Raw genomic sequence first — 13,785 nt, forward strand, 5'->3', positions numbered from 1 at the left:
CTACTTCAGCAGCGCGACCACCTTGGCGAACGCCTCGACGTGACGCGCCTGCACGATCACGTAGCTGATGCCGTAGGAGTCCCGGTATCCGCGTAGCCGCTCGGCGATCTCGTCGGTGCTCCCGGACAGCACCCCGGGGTGGCGCAGCAGTTGCTCGTCGGACAGCCCGGGCAGCGAGCGCTTGGAGATCGCGAGATCGGGCACCCCGGAATCGTCGACCGGCATCGCGGTCACCGCGATGTTGAGCTCGAGCTGGGCGAATCGGTCACCGGCGGCGGACCGGACGAAGTCGATCCGGTCGCCCAGCGGGTCGTCGCCGGGCCCGGCCGGACGGTCACCACCGGTGAATCCGATGATGTCGGCGAAACGCGCGGCGATGCGCAGCACCCGGTCACCGTTGCCGGCGATCATGATCGGCACATCCGGGAGCTGCTCTGCCATGTACCGGGTGGTTTCGCGCAGATGGTCGACGCGCTCCCCGGCGCTGGGAAACCGCAGACCGGCGGCGTCGAACTCCGCCTTGACGTAGCCGGTGCCCAAGCCGAGGTCGAACCGGCCCTCGCTGAGCTCGTGCAGCGCGCCGACGTCGCGTGCCAGCAGTGCGGGCCGGTAGAACGCGGCATTGGTGACGAACGTGCCGACCCGCAGCGAGCGGGTTCCCATCGCGATCGCCGTCATCACCGGGAACGGTGCCGGGGCACCGAGATGGTCGGGTACCAGCATTACGTCGAATCCGAGGTCCTCGGCCCGTCGCGCCGCGTCCTGAACCTCGGCCCGGGACCGGGCCCGCGTGATGCCGACCCCGAATCGGAAATCCTTGGCTGCCACGAAATCGATCGTAGGTCCACAGGTTTGGCTTCGGTGCCGGGTGGGCATAAAGAGTTCCGGCTTGGTTCACCGCGATCCGGCCCGTTGTGCACACCCCGACGGGCCGGATCGAATTTTTTTCAGGGGGTGGTTGTGGCTTCCTCGGACGACCCGCCGACCCTCGGTGTCGAGGAGGAGTTCCTGCTCGTCGACCCGGGCAGCGGTGCGCCGGTGCCGCAGAACCGCGCCGTGGCCGAGCGGGCCGCTGCTGACGGCGTCGACTTGCAGCTGGAACTGACCAGCTGTCAGGTCGAGACGACGAGCCGTGTCGTCGACACCACCACTGACCTGCACGCTGAGCTGATGCGGCTCCGACGTGTCGCGGCCGGCGCGGCGACGGCGGCCGGATCGCGGCTGCTGGCCGTCGGACTGCCGCCGACGTTGCCCACTCAATTCCCCGTCACCGACACACCGCGCTACCGCGACATCGGCGAACGGTTCGGCATGATCGCCCATGAACAGGGAATCTGCGGCTGTCACGTTCATGTCGCGGTGCCCGACCGGGACGCGGCGATCGCGGTCAGCAACCGGCTGCGGCCGTGGCTGCCGCTGCTGCTGGCGCTCACCGCCAACTCGGCGATCTACCGCAACGACGACACCGGTCATTGCAGCTGGCGCAGCGTGCTGTGGGCGCGCTGGCCCAGCGCCGGGCCACCCCCGCACTTCGACTCCGCCGACGACTACGACGCCGCAGTGGCACTGCTGTGCCGGTCCGGGGTGATTCGGGACGACGGCATGATCTATTGGGATGTGCGGCCGTCACGCAACTTCCCGACGGTGGAGGTCCGGGTCGCCGATGTCCCGGCCACCGTTGCCGAGACCGTCGTCTTCGCCGCCCTGGTCCGCGCCTGCGTGATGACTGCGCTCGAGGATCACCGTCGCGGTGAACCGGTGCTGCCCCTGGCGCCGTTCGCGCTCAAGGCCGCCTACTGGAAAGCCGCCCGAGACGGGTTGGACGGCGACAGCCTCGACTTGGAGAGCCACGGCGCGGCCCCGGCCCGGTCGCTGCTGGAACGTCTGGTCGCGGTGGTGCGCCCGGCGCTCGAGCGGTGCGGAGACCATGAGCTGGTGACGGCGGGGCTGGCCCGGGTGGCCGAACACGGCAACGGTGCGATGCGCCAGCGGCGGGCCTGGCAGCGTGCCCACGACGTCGCCGACGTGCTGGAAGCCGCCGCCGCCGCGACCCTGGAGGGGGCCTAGACGAGTGGCAGCTCGGCGAAGACGGGGCTGGTCGGCTGAGTCGAACCGCCCGGTGGCTCGACGGTGAACGCCAGCGCCCGCGACGACCCGAGGTCGGGGATGACCGCGGTGGTCGACGGCGCCACCGACTCCGCGTCCATCGTGCCCGCCGAGTGCGGCCCCTCGGCGTCCACCAGCCACATCTGGTAGACGGTGCCCGGCTGCGGGGGTGGGACGTTGTTCATCACGAGCACCCCGGAGTCCTGCTCCCGGGAGAACACCACGGTGGCCAGGCCGCCGCCGGGGATCTCCCCGGACACCGTGCGCACGTCGGGCGCGGCGAAAACCAGGTCTGCGGTCGACGGGGGTGCCGCCGGGCGCAGCGCCATACCGACGCCCACCGCGCCGAGCCCGACCACCAGGACCGCGGCGGCGGCCAGCGCCGCCCGGGTCCAGCGCCGCGGCTGCGCCGCGCGGCGCAGCGGAACGGGGTCCTGGGCGACCCGTTGCAGCACCTGCTCGCGCAGCTGTTCGGGCGGTTCGACTGCCGTCGCGGCGGCGACGGCGGCCATGGTCTCGCGGACTGCCCGCACCTCGGTGCGGAACGCCTCGGCGACGTCGGGCGGGGCATCGTCGAGGCGGCGCTCGACATCGGCGACGTCGGCCTCGGTCAGCGCGTGCAACGCATAGGGCGTGGCCAGGGACAGCAGGTCCGTGGCGTGAGGTCCGGTCATGCGGCCCCCAGGCATCTGCGCAGGCCCCGGATGGCGTCACGCATCCGGGACTTGATCGTGGCCAGGTTCGCCGACAGCCGCTCGGACACCTGCGCGTAGGTCAGCCCGTCGTAGTAGGCCAGCTGAATGCACTCGCGTTGGGTGTCGGTCAGCGACGCGAGGCAGTCGGTGACCTGCCGGCGCTCCTCGCTGAGGATCACGGTGTCGGCGACGTGGTCGGACGGCGGCTCCACGCTGGCGGCCCCGTAGCGGGACTCGCGGGTGCTGGCCGCCTGCTCCGAACGCACCCGGTCCACCGCGCGCCGGTGCGCCAGCGTCATCAGCCATGCCAACGGCGTGCCCGCGGCCGGGTCGTAGCTCTCGGCGGTTCGCCATACCTGCAGGTAGATGTCCTGCGTGGTCTCCTCGCTGTAGCCGGGGTCGCGCAACACCCGGGTGACCAGGCCGAACACCCGTGACCGGGTCTGGTCGTAGAACTGCGCGAACGCGTCGACGTCCCGACGGGCCACCTGGCGCAGTAGCGCGTCGAGTTCGGCGGTCACGAGCGGTAGCCTAGCCACCTGGATCAACGCCGTCACGTTAATCCCCGCTTCGGCGCAGCCGTGGTGAAAGGGAATGCGCGCAAACAGTATTCACCGAAACCCGCGATGCCTGCCGCAGCGAGTCCACCTTTTCCCGTTCAAGAGCCCTGTCGGGGACCAGCGGAACGCGTCGCATCCACAACATGATCGCCTGCACCCGCATGCCCATCGCGTTCATCAGCGGGCTCAGCGGCGCGGCGAGCTGCAGCCCCAGGATCTGGCCGACACCGGCCCGGCGCCGGGTCCCGCGCATCGTGGCCACGAACGCCGGCTGATCGTCGCGGTGCAGGGAGATGCGGACGTCGAGCTCGTCGTCCGGGGCGGGTGCGTGCACCAGATAGTGGCCGTCGACAGCGTTGAACGGTGAAGCCCGGAACTTCTTGGTGACCATCGCCGGACGATCGGCCGGCGGCGGAAGAAGGTAGGCGTGGCGCCCGCCGGCGGCGTTGTGCACCTCGGCGATCACATGGCGAAGGGTGCCGTGCGCATCGTGGCACCAGTACAGGCTCAGCGGATTGAACACGTAACCCATCACCCGCGGCTGGAACAGCGCGGTGATCTTGCCGCCGGACAGGTCGACCCCCTTGTCGGCGAGGAACGCTTCGATCCGCCCCCGGAGACTGTCGTCGGGCGACTCCCACAGGTGGTCGCGGGCGTCGAAGGTGGCGAAGGGCCGCAGCCATCTGGCGGGCTGCGGTAACGCATCGACGTCGACGAACCAGCTGTAGCTGCGGTGCTCGAAATAGTGGTGCACCGGTGAACGCCGCAGGTGGGTGATCCGGGTGCGGTACAGCGCGGCGCTCAACGGCTCACCGCCTCGACACGTCCGGGGGCGCCGGCCGCGCGACGGATGGTCGCGGTCGACGGTTTCCCGGTGCTGATGGGCTCCACATACCACTATTCGGAGCCGGGGGTTCGGCGGATGGGTGGGTCGCGGTTACGCAGGCCGCGATTCGCCGACGGTCGCTAGCCGGCGCGCCACGCTCGTGCCGCCTCGGCCAGACCCTGTACGAGCGTTGACGTCGCCCGGGACAGGCCGTCGTCGCTGGGCAGTCCGCTGCGTGGGCTGACCCCGCGCACACGTGCGGACAGCTCGAGCTGAGCGCCGCCGCCGCGCGCGCGGTTGACCGGATTGTCCGGATGCAGGCCACGTAGTTCGCGCGGCATCGCGTCGAGGTCGGTGATCACCTGGTAGCCGGGAATGTCGATGTGCTCGGCGAGGTGGGTGGCCAGCTCGCGGTGGCGGCCACCGGCGAGGATCTGGGCGCTGCGCCCCGCGCGGCCGTAACCGTGCAGCGAGACGACGACGTCGACGTGGTCCAGGAACTCGGCCAGCCGCTGGGATTCGGCCGGGTCGTAGCGCGCCGAGGGCAGATGGTGGCCGTAGTGGTCGGGATGGCGGACCACGTACAGCGAGGCTCCGGCGGCGTCCGCAGCGCGCTCGGCGATGACGTCGGTCATCTGCTCCAGGCCGCCGCCGTGAATCGCGAGGAACCCGAAACGCGACCGCAGCACACTGTGCTCGACGACCGCCGAATCGGCGAGCAGCTGAGAAAGAGTCTGTGGGCCGGGTACCTCCGGTGCGTTTCGTCGGGGCCAGTGGGTGGGATCCCACCGCTCCAGAAACTGGATCCAGCGCAGCGGCAGACCGTGGTGGCGGGCACCGTCGAGGATGCGCTCGAGGTAGCCGGGCCGCGGCGGTCCGGCCTCGACCCGGTGGTCGATGTAGACCCATGCCGTGGTGGGGCCGTGCTCGGTGTGCACCGTCATCTCGTCGCGGCGGTAGCGCAGCGGAACGCCTTCGGCGCTGTCCAGGGTGGCCAGGTCGTGATCGGACAGTTGCCAGATCACCCCGTGCACCTCGGCGCCGCGGAACCGCTCGACGGTGGCCACCCCGCGTTCGTTGATCAGCCAGTCGTGATCGGCGAGCGTGGCGCGGCGCGGGTCGGTGGCGTCGGGGCAGCGTCGCGCCATCTGCCGCACGCACAGGTTCGACCCGTACGCGAAGTAGCTGTGCCTGCCGGCCATTCAGCCCTTGGCGGTCGCAGAGATGAGTTCCACGTCCAGCAGCGTAATGAGTCCGGCAACCACCGGGCAAAGCGCGGTGGTGACCGAGTGCTCGACGCCGTGGCCCATCAACCGTGCGCCAGCGTAGGCGTCGAGAAGGCGTCCAGCAGGCGCCGGTCGCAACGGCCCGCTGGGGAAAGCCGACCTACTCGACGACCGCGCCGTAGCCGCCGATCAGCGGTCCGAAGCCGATGCCCTGCCAGCCGCCCCAGTTCCATGGGGGCGGTTTGGTGATCAGCTGGGTGCTGCCGTTCGTCTCGCAATAGGTGACGTTGTTGCCCACGGGGGAGCAGTCGGGTGCCGCCGCCGCCGAAGGAGCGACACCCAGCGCCAGAAGGAACCCCGCCAGCGCGACCAGCGCGCTGCGGGCGGCAGTTGTCATGACCGGGATTCGATCAGAGGACGAACATGCCGTAGTTCCACGGGAACATGCCACCGCCGTACCAGGGCTGGGCGTATTCCGACGGAGTCGAGCTGATCTGGGCGTTGCCCGGGGATTGGCAAACGGTGGTCGCGCCACCCTGGATGCCGCCACCGCCGGAGCTGGTCTGCTCACAGTTCGGTTGCGCGAGAGCGGCGGGTGCGGCGGCGATCGCCAAGGCGGCGGCGCCGCCGGCGACGAGGGCGGACAGGGCAGTCAGGCGGGCCTTCATCTTCGTATTCCTTCCGGCGAGAGTCTTGATCAAGCCTACAGGGCTTTCACAATCGGTGTGCAGACTCGACCCCGGCGAAAATGCCGGGGCCAGCGCCGATCACGGGCCGTGTCGGTGAACCTGGATGTCAGCTGCCGGGAGGATCGGACGGCAGCGCGCGCGAGACGAGAACTCGCCTCGATCCTCAGACCGGGCCGTAGCGGCCGCCGTACTCGGGCAGCTGAGTGTCCGGCAGCGTGTCGTTGATCTCGGCGTTGCCCGGGGACTGGCACACGCTGTTGTCGGCGGCCTGGCCGCCGAGGCCGGGGTTGGTCTGGTCGCAGTTCGGCTGTGACAGCGCGGTGGGCGCGGCGGCGATTGCTGCGGCGGCACCGCCCGCGGCGAGGAGGGCTGCCAGTGCCGTGAGGCGTGACTTCATCTGCTCATTCCCTTCCTGCGGGCCTCTACCGAGGGCGGCGTCGTCCGGCACCGGGCCGGGGCCTACCGGCCAGCGTAGAGGCCTTTGCCGGTGATCGCAGGCAGTTCGAACGCAGGGACTATGCCGGCCGGCGCATCGATCACCGCGGGAATCGCGTTGACGACGCGGGCGGCGGTGGCGACCAGCCCGGCGTGGTTGTGGTCCCCGTTGGGGCTGCTCAGGCACAGATCCAGGGCGTAGGACGGTTCGCCGGTGAGTTCGATGCGGTAGGAGCCGCCGTGTTGGGCGGGTTGCGGCCAGTCCGGGCACAGGTCGTCGCGCAGCCGGGTGACGTGCTCGAGGACGACTGCGACCTCGCCGTCCTTCATGCCGCGCACCTCGAATCGGATCGCGGCGGTGGTGCCCTTCGCGACCCGGCCGGCAGCGATGTCGAAATCCTCGGGTGCCGGGACCCGGACATGGGTTTCGGTGACCTCGTCGAGCTCGACACCCAGGCCCGCGGCCAACTGCCGCACCACCGAGCCCCAGGCCAGGCTCAGCACCCCCGGCTGCAGCAGCATCGGGGTCTCGTCGAGGCTGCCGCCGAATCCCATCACGTCGAACATCACCGCGGCGCTGTCGTAGGTGTCGTAGTTGATGATCTCCATGCAGCGGATCTGCTGCACGCTCTGGCAGGTGCCGGCCAGCGCCATCGGCAACAGGTCGTTGGCGAAGCCGGGGTCGATGCCGTTGACGAATATGGACGAAGATCCGGCCTTGGCGGCCTCCTCGATCGGCCTGATGAGATCTTCGGGCAGCACCTGCCAGGGGTACTGCAGGAACACCGCGCTGCTGCCGACGACGTTGACGCCCGCGGCCAGGATCCGGCGGTAGTCCTCCAGGGCATCGGGCAGCCGGTTGTCTGCGAGGGCCGTGTAGACCACGCACGCCGGCTTCGTCGCGAGCACCGCGTCGAGGTCGGTGGTCGCGGTGACACCGGTCGGGCCGGTCGTCTGCGCGAGCCCGGCGAGTTCGGCCGCGTCCTTGCCCGCCTTGGCCTCCGACGACACCCACACCGCCGTCAGCTCGTAGTCGGGGTTGGTGATCAGCTGGGCCAGCGCGTGCCGGCCGACGTTTCCGGTCCCGACGGCGGCGACCGGGATGGGGCTGGGGATGGCCACGGTGGTGTCCTCTACAGGTCGGGGATCGGGAGGTCGAGGTTCGGATAGGTGATCCCGCCGTCCACCTCGAGGGTCTTGCCGGTGAGGTAGCCGCCGGCCGGTGAGGCGAGGTAGACGGCCGCGGCGGCGATGTCGAGCGGGTCGCCCAGCCGACGCAACGGAGTGGCCTGCTCCATCGGGGTGCGCAGGTCGTCGTTGCTGGCGACGATGTCGAGCGCCGAGGTGAGGATGGAGCCGGGCGCGATGGCGTTGACCCGGATCCGTGGCGCCAGGTCCAGTGCCGAGAGCCGGGTGTAGTGCGCCAACGCGGCCTTGGCGGTGCCGTAGGCGGCGAAGCCGCGGCCGGCGAGCCGGCCCATCGTCGAGGTGACGTTGATGATGCTGCCGCCGCCGGAATGTTCGAGCATCAGCGGGGCGGCGGCGACGGTCAGCGCGTGTGCGGTGGCGACGTTGAAGGTGAACGCGTCGCGCAGGTCCTTGGCGGTGGTGTCCAGCAGTGCGCCCGGCATGGTGCCGCCGACGTTGTTCACGACGACGTCTAGTTTTCCGAAGGCTTCCACGGCCTGTGCGGCCAACGCCGAGGTGTCATCGGGGCGGGCGAGGTCGGCCACCACGACGTGGGCCTGCCGGCCGGCGGCACGAACCTGCTCGGCGACCTCCTCGAGCTGGGCCTCAGTGCGGGCGGCAATCAGCACGTCAGCGCCGGCTTCGGCGAACGCCAATGCCATCGCCGCGCCCAATCCTCGGCCCGCGCCGGTCACCACGGCCACCCGGTCGTCGAGCCGGAACCTGTCGAGAATCACGGGCGCCACGGTAACAAGAACTTGTTCTAATTCGCCGCGGTTTCCGCGCAGGCGGGGCGCTGCGTCTACTTCTTCGAGGCGGACTTCTTGGCCGGCGCCTTCTTGGCCGGAGCTTTCTTCGCCGCGGACTTCTTGGCGGGAGCCTTCTTCGCCGCGGACTTCTTGGCGGGCTGCTTCGCCGCGGATTCGCCGTCGGTGCTCTGCGCCCGGCGGGCCTTCACACTGGCCTCGAGCTTGGCCAGCAGATCCGAGACGTCCTCGGTCTCGTCGAGCTGCTGGGGCTCCTCCTCGGTGGTGAACGCCTCACCGCCCTCGAGCTTGGCCTGGATCAGCTCGTGCAGGTGTTCCTGGTAGTCGTCGTGGTACCGGTCGGGGTCGAAATCGTCGGTCATCGAGTCCACGACCTGGCTGGCCATCTTCAGCTCGGCGGGCTTGACCTCGACCTCCTTGTCGAGCACCGGGAAGTCGGGATCGCGGATCTCGTCGGGCCACAGCAGGGTGTGGATCATCATCACGTCGCGCTTGCTGAAGTCCTTGACCCGCAACGCGGCAAGACGGGTCTTGTTGCGCAACGCGAAGTTCACGATCGCGACCCGGTCGGTGTCCATCAACGTCTTCGCCAGCAGCACATAGGATTTCGACGACTTTCCGTCGGGTTCCAGGAAGTACGAACGGTCATACATCATCGGGTCGAGGTCACTGGCGGGGACGAACTCGAGGACCTCGATCTCGCGGCTGCGCTCCTCGGGAAGGTTGGCGATGTCGTCGTCGGTGATGATGACGGTCTGACCGTCGTCGGAGTCGTAGGCGCGGGCGATGTCGCGGTACTCGACCACCTCGCCGCACACCTCGCAGACCCGCTTGTACCGAATGCGCCCGTGATCTTTGGCGTGCACCTGGTGGAACTTGATGTCGTGATCCTCGGTGGCGCTGTAGACCTTGACCGGGACGTTGACCAGGCCGAAGGCGATCGAACCCTTCCAGATGGACCGCATCAGTCCAGTATGTCCGATGAAGCCGCCGCATCGACGGTGGCGCGATCGGGCAGGTCGGCGCCGGCCCGCGACACCGTCAACGCCGCGCAGCGGGCCGCCGCGGTGACCACTCCGGCCAGCGTGTCCCGGTCGATCTGCGCCAGCGCGGTCCGCCGATCGGCCCCGAGCAGCCCGCGCGCCCACAGCGCGTCGATCAGGCCCGCCATGAACGAATCTCCGGCGCCCACGGTGTCCACCACGCGTACATGCGGTGCTGGTACCCGCACCGTTCCCGCTGCACACATCGCCACCGCGCCGTCACCGCCGAAGGTCGCCACCACGACCTTGGCGCCCGACGCCAGCCAGGACGCCGCGGTCTGCTCCGGGGACCGGTTCGGGTCGATCCAGCGCAGATCCTCGTCGCTGGCCTTGATCACGTCGGCCTTCTCGACCATCCGGTCGATGCGTTCGCGCGCGGCGTCGGGGTCGGTGATCAACCCAGGGCGGATGTTCGGGTCGAACGTGAAGGTGGCCGACAGGCGGTAGGTGTCGATCAGGGCGGCGGTGGCCAGGCAGCCCGGTTCGAGCACCGTGGCGATCGAACCGGAGTGCACGATCAGCGGCGGGGCCACCTGCGGGGTTCCGCTGAGCTGCCAGGCGATGTCGAAGGAATAGGTCGCCGCCCCGTCGTTGTCGAGCGAGGCTAGCGCGGTGGCGGTTCTCGGTGCGTCGGCACTTCCCGGAACCAGTTGCACCCCAGCGGATTCAACAAAGTCGGCAATGCGGCGGCCGTACTCGTCGGTGCCGATGTGGGTGAGAAAGTCCACCGCGCGGCCCAGTCGCGCGAGCCCGACCGCGACGTTGAGCGGACTGCCCCCGACATGCTCCCCGGTCCGGTGGCCGTCACGTTCGACGACGTCGATGAGCGCCTCACCGATGACCAATGCCCTCACGATCCCGACGCTACCGGCACGGTGCCGAGGTGTCGGGGCATATGACGGGATACTGGCAGGCGTGGACAGCTGCGGCCGGGTCACCCTGACCAATCCGGACAAGGTGCTCTACCCGGAGACCGGGACGACCAAGGCCGAGGTCTTCGACTACTACGTCGCGATCGCCGATGTCATGGTCGCGCACGTCGCCGGCCGGCCGGTCACCCGCAAGCGGTGGCCGAACGGCGTCGACGAGGCGGCGTTCTTCGAGAAGCAGCTCGCCTCCTCGGCGCCGGACTGGCTCGACCGCGGCTCGGTGGTGCACAAGTCGGGCACCACCACCTATCCCCTCATCGACAGCCGCGAGGGCCTGGCGTGGATCGCCCAGCAGGCGGCTCTGGAAGTGCACGTGCCGCAGTGGCGGTTCACCGGATCAGCCGGTGCGCGCGAACCCGGACCGGCCACCCGCATCGTCTTCGACCTCGACCCCGGCGAGGGGGCGGGCATGCGCCTGCTGTGTCAGGTGGCCGCCGAGGTCCGCGCCCTCATCGACGGCATCGGGCTGCGCACGTACCCGCTCACCAGCGGCAGCAAGGGGCTGCATCTCTACGTGCCGCTGAGCGACCCGATCAGTTCACGCGGGGCCTCGGTGCTGGCCAAGCGGGTCGCTCAGCAGCTCGAACAGGCGATGCCCAAGCAGGTCACCGCGACGATGACCAAGAGTCTGCGCCGCGGCAAGGTGTTCGTCGACTGGAGCCAGAACAACGCCAACAAGACCACCATTGCCCCGTATTCGCTTCGCGGGCGCGCTCATCCGACCGTTGCGGCGCCGAGGTCCTGGGACGAGCTCGATGAGGCCGACTTGCGGCAGCTGACCTTCGCCGAGGTGCTCGACCGGGTGCGGCGCGACGGCGACCTGCTCGCCGACCTCGACGAGCCGTCGCCACCGGATCGGCTGACGACGTATCGAGGTATGCGCGACACCGCGAAGACCCCCGAGCCGATCCCCGCCGGCGCGCCGAGCGCGGGCAGCGACGACCGGTTCGTCATCCAGGAACACCACGCGCGCCGGCTGCACTACGACTTCCGGCTGGAACGCGGCGGCGTCCTGGTGAGCTGGGCGGTCCCCAAGAACCTGCCCGAGGCCCCGTCGGTCAACCACCTTGCGGTGCACACCGAGGACCATCCGATCGAGTACCTGACCTTCGCCGGCGAGATCCCCAAGGGTGAGTACGGCGGCGGCGAGGTGCGCATCTGGGATACCGGCACCTACGAGACCGAGAAATTCCGGGACAACCCGCCCGGCGGGCCGGACCGGGGCGGCGAGGTGATCGTCACGTTGCATGGAGACCGGATCCAGGGGCGCTATGCACTGATCCAGACCGACGGCAAGAACTGGCTGGCGCACCGGATGAAGGAGCAGCACCGACCCACCTTCGCCGACTTGGCCCCGATGCTGGCCACCGAAGGGTCGGTGCAGCGATTCACCAAGGGCCAGTGGGCCTTCGAAGGGAAGTGGGACGGATATCGGCTGCTCGTCGAGGCCGACCACGGCACGCTGGCGTTGCGGTCCCGCCGCGGGCGCGACGTCACCGGCGAGTATCCGCAGCTTCAGGCACTGGCCGCCGATCTGGCCGATCACCACGTGATCCTCGACGGTGAGGCGGTGGCCCTCGACGAATCCGGGGTGCCCAGTTTCCGCGAGATGCAGAACCGCGCCCGCTCGACCCGCCTCGAGTTCTGGGCGTTCGACATCCTGTACCTGGACGGCCGATCCCTGCTGCGCGCCAAGTACACCGACCGCAGGAGGGTGCTCGAAGCGCTGGCCGCCGGCGGGGGGTTGATCGTGCCCGATCCGATCGACGCCGACGACGGACCCGCGGCCCTCGAGTACGCGAAATCGCAACGCTGGGAAGGCGTCATCGCCAAGAAACGCGACTCCAGCTATCAACCGGGGCGGCGCTCGTCGTCGTGGATCAAGGACAAGCTGTGGACCACGCAGGAAGTGGTGATCGGCGGCTGGCGGGCCGGCAACGGCGGGCGCAGCAGCGGCATCGGCTCGCTGATGGTCGGCATCCCCGGTCCGGGTGGGCTGCAGCTGGTCGGCCGGGTGGGTACCGGCTTCACCGAGAAGGAACTCACCGCGCTGAAGCGGACGCTGGCGCCGCTGCACACCGACGAATCCCCATTCGCTCAGCCGCTGTCCAAGCAGGACGGCCAGGGTGTCACGTTCGTCCGGCCGGAACTGGTGGGGGAGGTCCGCTACAGCGAGCGCACCGCCGAGAACCGGTTGCGTCAGCCGAGTTGGCGCGGGCTGCGGCCGGACAAGGAGCCGGGTGAGGTCGTCTGGGAATGAGGTGGCTTGCCGTACGTCGCGGGCACCCTCCGCGGCTCTGATTCTTGTCGGTGTTCGAATGTATGTTCGGGTCATGTCGGGTGGGGTCGTGTCGGAGGCGGTGGCCGGGTTGGCTGCCGCGGTCGATGAGGTGATGGCCTGTGAGCTCGACACGTTGACCGGCGCCGAGTTGCTCGAGGCTCTCGATGAGTTGGAAACCGTGTGGTGTCGGTTGCCGGGGGTGCGGCATCGGTTGTTGGCGCGGTTGCAGGTCGAGACGACCCCGCAGCAGCTGGGCGCCAAGTCGTTCAAGGATGTGTTGGCGATCCGGTGGCGGATCTCGACCGGCGAAGCGCACCGCCGGCTGGCTGAGGCCGCGGAGTTGGCGCCGCGCCCGGCGATCAGTGGGCCACCACTATCGCCGGTGTTGGCGGCGACGGCGATCGCTCAGGATCGGGGGCTGATCAACACCGAGCATGTCGCGGTGATCCGCAAAGCCGTCGCCAAGCTACCCGGCTTCGTCGACGCCGCGACCGCCGAGCAGTTCGAGGTCGACCTGGTCCGCGCCGCGGTCGGGATCGGCCCCACAGAACTGGCCGGGGCCGCCGAGCGGGCGTTGTTTCTGCTCGATCAGGACGGCCCCGAACCCGACGAGCGTGAACGCGCCCGCACGCGCGGACTGTCCACGGGGAAGCAGGGCACCGATGCGATGGTCCCGGTCAGCGGGGCGTTGACGCCGCAGGCGTGGGCGGTGTGGGAGGCGATCTTCGCCAAATACGCCGCCCCGGGCATGTGCAACCCCGACGACGAGGCGCCGTGCACCTCGGGCACACCGACCCAGGCGCAGATCGACGCTGATCAGCGCAGCCTGGCCCAACGCCGCCACGACGCGCTGGTCGCGGTCGGGCGGATCGCGCTGATGAGCGGGCAGCTTGGCGAGCTCAACGGGCTGCCGGTGTCGGTGATCATCCGCACCACCCTCCAAGACCTCGAATCGCGGGCCGGGGTCGGCGTGACCGGGGGCGGCACGATCGTGCCGATCGCCGAGGTGATCCGGATGGCCGGCCACGCCCACCACCATC

Annotated in this window: 15 protein-coding genes; 3 read left to right on the forward strand and 12 right to left on the reverse strand. The window is 69.7% G+C overall.

What is annotated here, in order from left to right; translation table 11 throughout:
- Entirely contained in the window at window positions 1-828 is an 828-nt protein-coding gene (locus ACXAID_RS11010) for an LLM class F420-dependent oxidoreductase (protein ID WP_475022243.1), read from the reverse strand.
- Between the two features lie 132 nt (window positions 829-960).
- Here ACXAID_RS11010 and ACXAID_RS11015 point away from each other — a divergent pair, with 132 nt between their 5' ends.
- A complete protein-coding gene (locus tag ACXAID_RS11015; protein WP_475022244.1) occupies window positions 961-2,067 on the forward strand; it encodes a glutamate--cysteine ligase 2 in 1,107 nt (368 codons plus the stop codon).
- Here ACXAID_RS11015 and ACXAID_RS11020 read toward each other — a convergent pair.
- From ACXAID_RS11020 to ACXAID_RS11070, 11 genes are all read right to left on the reverse strand, one after another.
- On the reverse strand, window positions 2,064-2,780 hold the full coding sequence (locus ACXAID_RS11020; protein ID WP_475022245.1) for an anti-sigma factor: 717 nt from the start codon (window positions 2,778-2,780) through the stop codon (window positions 2,064-2,066). The two genes, ACXAID_RS11015 and ACXAID_RS11020, sit on opposite strands and share 4 nt — an antisense overlap.
- Window positions 2,777-3,358, reverse strand: a complete 582-nt coding sequence (locus ACXAID_RS11025; protein ID WP_475022246.1) for a sigma-70 family RNA polymerase sigma factor — start codon at window positions 3,356-3,358, stop codon at window positions 2,777-2,779. Before ACXAID_RS11025 ends, ACXAID_RS11020 begins: the two co-directional genes overlap by 4 nt.
- Window position 3,359: 1 nt before the next feature.
- Window positions 3,360-4,166 (reverse strand): DUF1365 domain-containing protein, encoded by an 807-nt coding sequence (locus ACXAID_RS11030; protein WP_475022247.1) that lies wholly within the window; start codon window positions 4,164-4,166, stop codon window positions 3,360-3,362.
- Between the two features lie 161 nt (window positions 4,167-4,327).
- Complete coding sequence (locus ACXAID_RS11035) at window positions 4,328-5,389, reverse strand: poly-gamma-glutamate hydrolase family protein (RefSeq protein WP_475022248.1); 1,062 nt, start codon at window positions 5,387-5,389, stop codon at window positions 4,328-4,330.
- A gap of 184 nt (window positions 5,390-5,573) precedes the next feature.
- Window positions 5,574-5,810, reverse strand: a complete 237-nt coding sequence (locus ACXAID_RS11040) for a hypothetical protein (protein WP_475022249.1) — start codon at window positions 5,808-5,810, stop codon at window positions 5,574-5,576.
- Between the two features lie 13 nt (window positions 5,811-5,823).
- Window positions 5,824-6,081, reverse strand: coding sequence for a hypothetical protein (locus ACXAID_RS11045; protein ID WP_475022250.1), 258 nt, complete (start codon window positions 6,079-6,081; stop codon window positions 5,824-5,826).
- Window positions 6,082-6,265: 184 nt separating this feature from the next.
- Window positions 6,266-6,499, reverse strand: coding sequence for a hypothetical protein (locus tag ACXAID_RS11050; protein ID WP_475022251.1), 234 nt, complete (start codon window positions 6,497-6,499; stop codon window positions 6,266-6,268).
- Window positions 6,500-6,561: 62 nt separating this feature from the next.
- Window positions 6,562-7,653, reverse strand: coding sequence for an NAD(P)H-dependent amine dehydrogenase family protein (locus tag ACXAID_RS11055; protein ID WP_475022258.1), 1,092 nt, complete (start codon window positions 7,651-7,653; stop codon window positions 6,562-6,564).
- A 17-nt stretch (window positions 7,654-7,670) separates the two neighbouring features.
- On the reverse strand, window positions 7,671-8,462 hold the full coding sequence (locus ACXAID_RS11060; RefSeq protein ID WP_475022252.1) for an SDR family oxidoreductase: 792 nt from the start codon (window positions 8,460-8,462) through the stop codon (window positions 7,671-7,673).
- A gap of 65 nt (window positions 8,463-8,527) precedes the next feature.
- Entirely contained in the window at window positions 8,528-9,457 is a 930-nt protein-coding gene (ku, locus tag ACXAID_RS11065) for a non-homologous end joining protein Ku (protein ID WP_475022253.1), read from the reverse strand.
- Window positions 9,457-10,389, reverse strand: a complete 933-nt coding sequence (locus tag ACXAID_RS11070) for a carbohydrate kinase family protein (RefSeq protein WP_475022254.1) — start codon at window positions 10,387-10,389, stop codon at window positions 9,457-9,459. The genes ku and ACXAID_RS11070 overlap by 1 nt, the downstream gene beginning before the upstream one ends.
- A gap of 61 nt (window positions 10,390-10,450) precedes the next feature.
- Here ACXAID_RS11070 and ACXAID_RS11075 point away from each other — a divergent pair, with 61 nt between their 5' ends.
- Together ACXAID_RS11075 and ACXAID_RS11080 are read left to right on the forward strand one after the other, a co-directional pair.
- Complete coding sequence (locus ACXAID_RS11075) at window positions 10,451-12,724, forward strand: ATP-dependent DNA ligase (protein WP_475022255.1); 2,274 nt, start codon at window positions 10,451-10,453, stop codon at window positions 12,722-12,724.
- Window positions 12,725-12,782: 58 nt separating this feature from the next.
- A partial coding sequence (locus ACXAID_RS11080; RefSeq protein ID WP_475022256.1) for a DUF222 domain-containing protein occupies window positions 12,783-13,785 on the forward strand: 1,003 nt, incomplete at its 3' end.

The sequence above is a fragment of the Mycobacterium sp. ABE4_509 genome (genome assembly GCF_056160785.1).

Bases quoted from the DNA above. Each gene is read 5' to 3' on its own strand.
- ACXAID_RS11020 (WP_475022245.1), bottom strand. From the start codon at position 2,780: ATGACCGGACCTCACGCCACGGACCTGCTGTCCCTGGCCACGCCCTAT.
- ACXAID_RS11035 (WP_475022248.1), bottom strand. From the start codon at position 5,389: ATGGCCGGCAGGCACAGCTACTTCGCGTACGGGTCGAACCTGTGCGTG.
- ACXAID_RS11040 (WP_475022249.1), bottom strand. From the start codon at position 5,810: ATGACAACTGCCGCCCGCAGCGCGCTGGTCGCGCTGGCGGGGTTCCTT.
- ACXAID_RS11045 (WP_475022250.1), bottom strand. From the start codon at position 6,081: ATGAAGGCCCGCCTGACTGCCCTGTCCGCCCTCGTCGCCGGCGGCGCC.
- ACXAID_RS11050 (WP_475022251.1), bottom strand. From the start codon at position 6,499: ATGAAGTCACGCCTCACGGCACTGGCAGCCCTCCTCGCCGCGGGCGGT.
- ku (WP_475022253.1), bottom strand. From the start codon at position 9,457: ATGCGGTCCATCTGGAAGGGTTCGATCGCCTTCGGCCTGGTCAACGTC.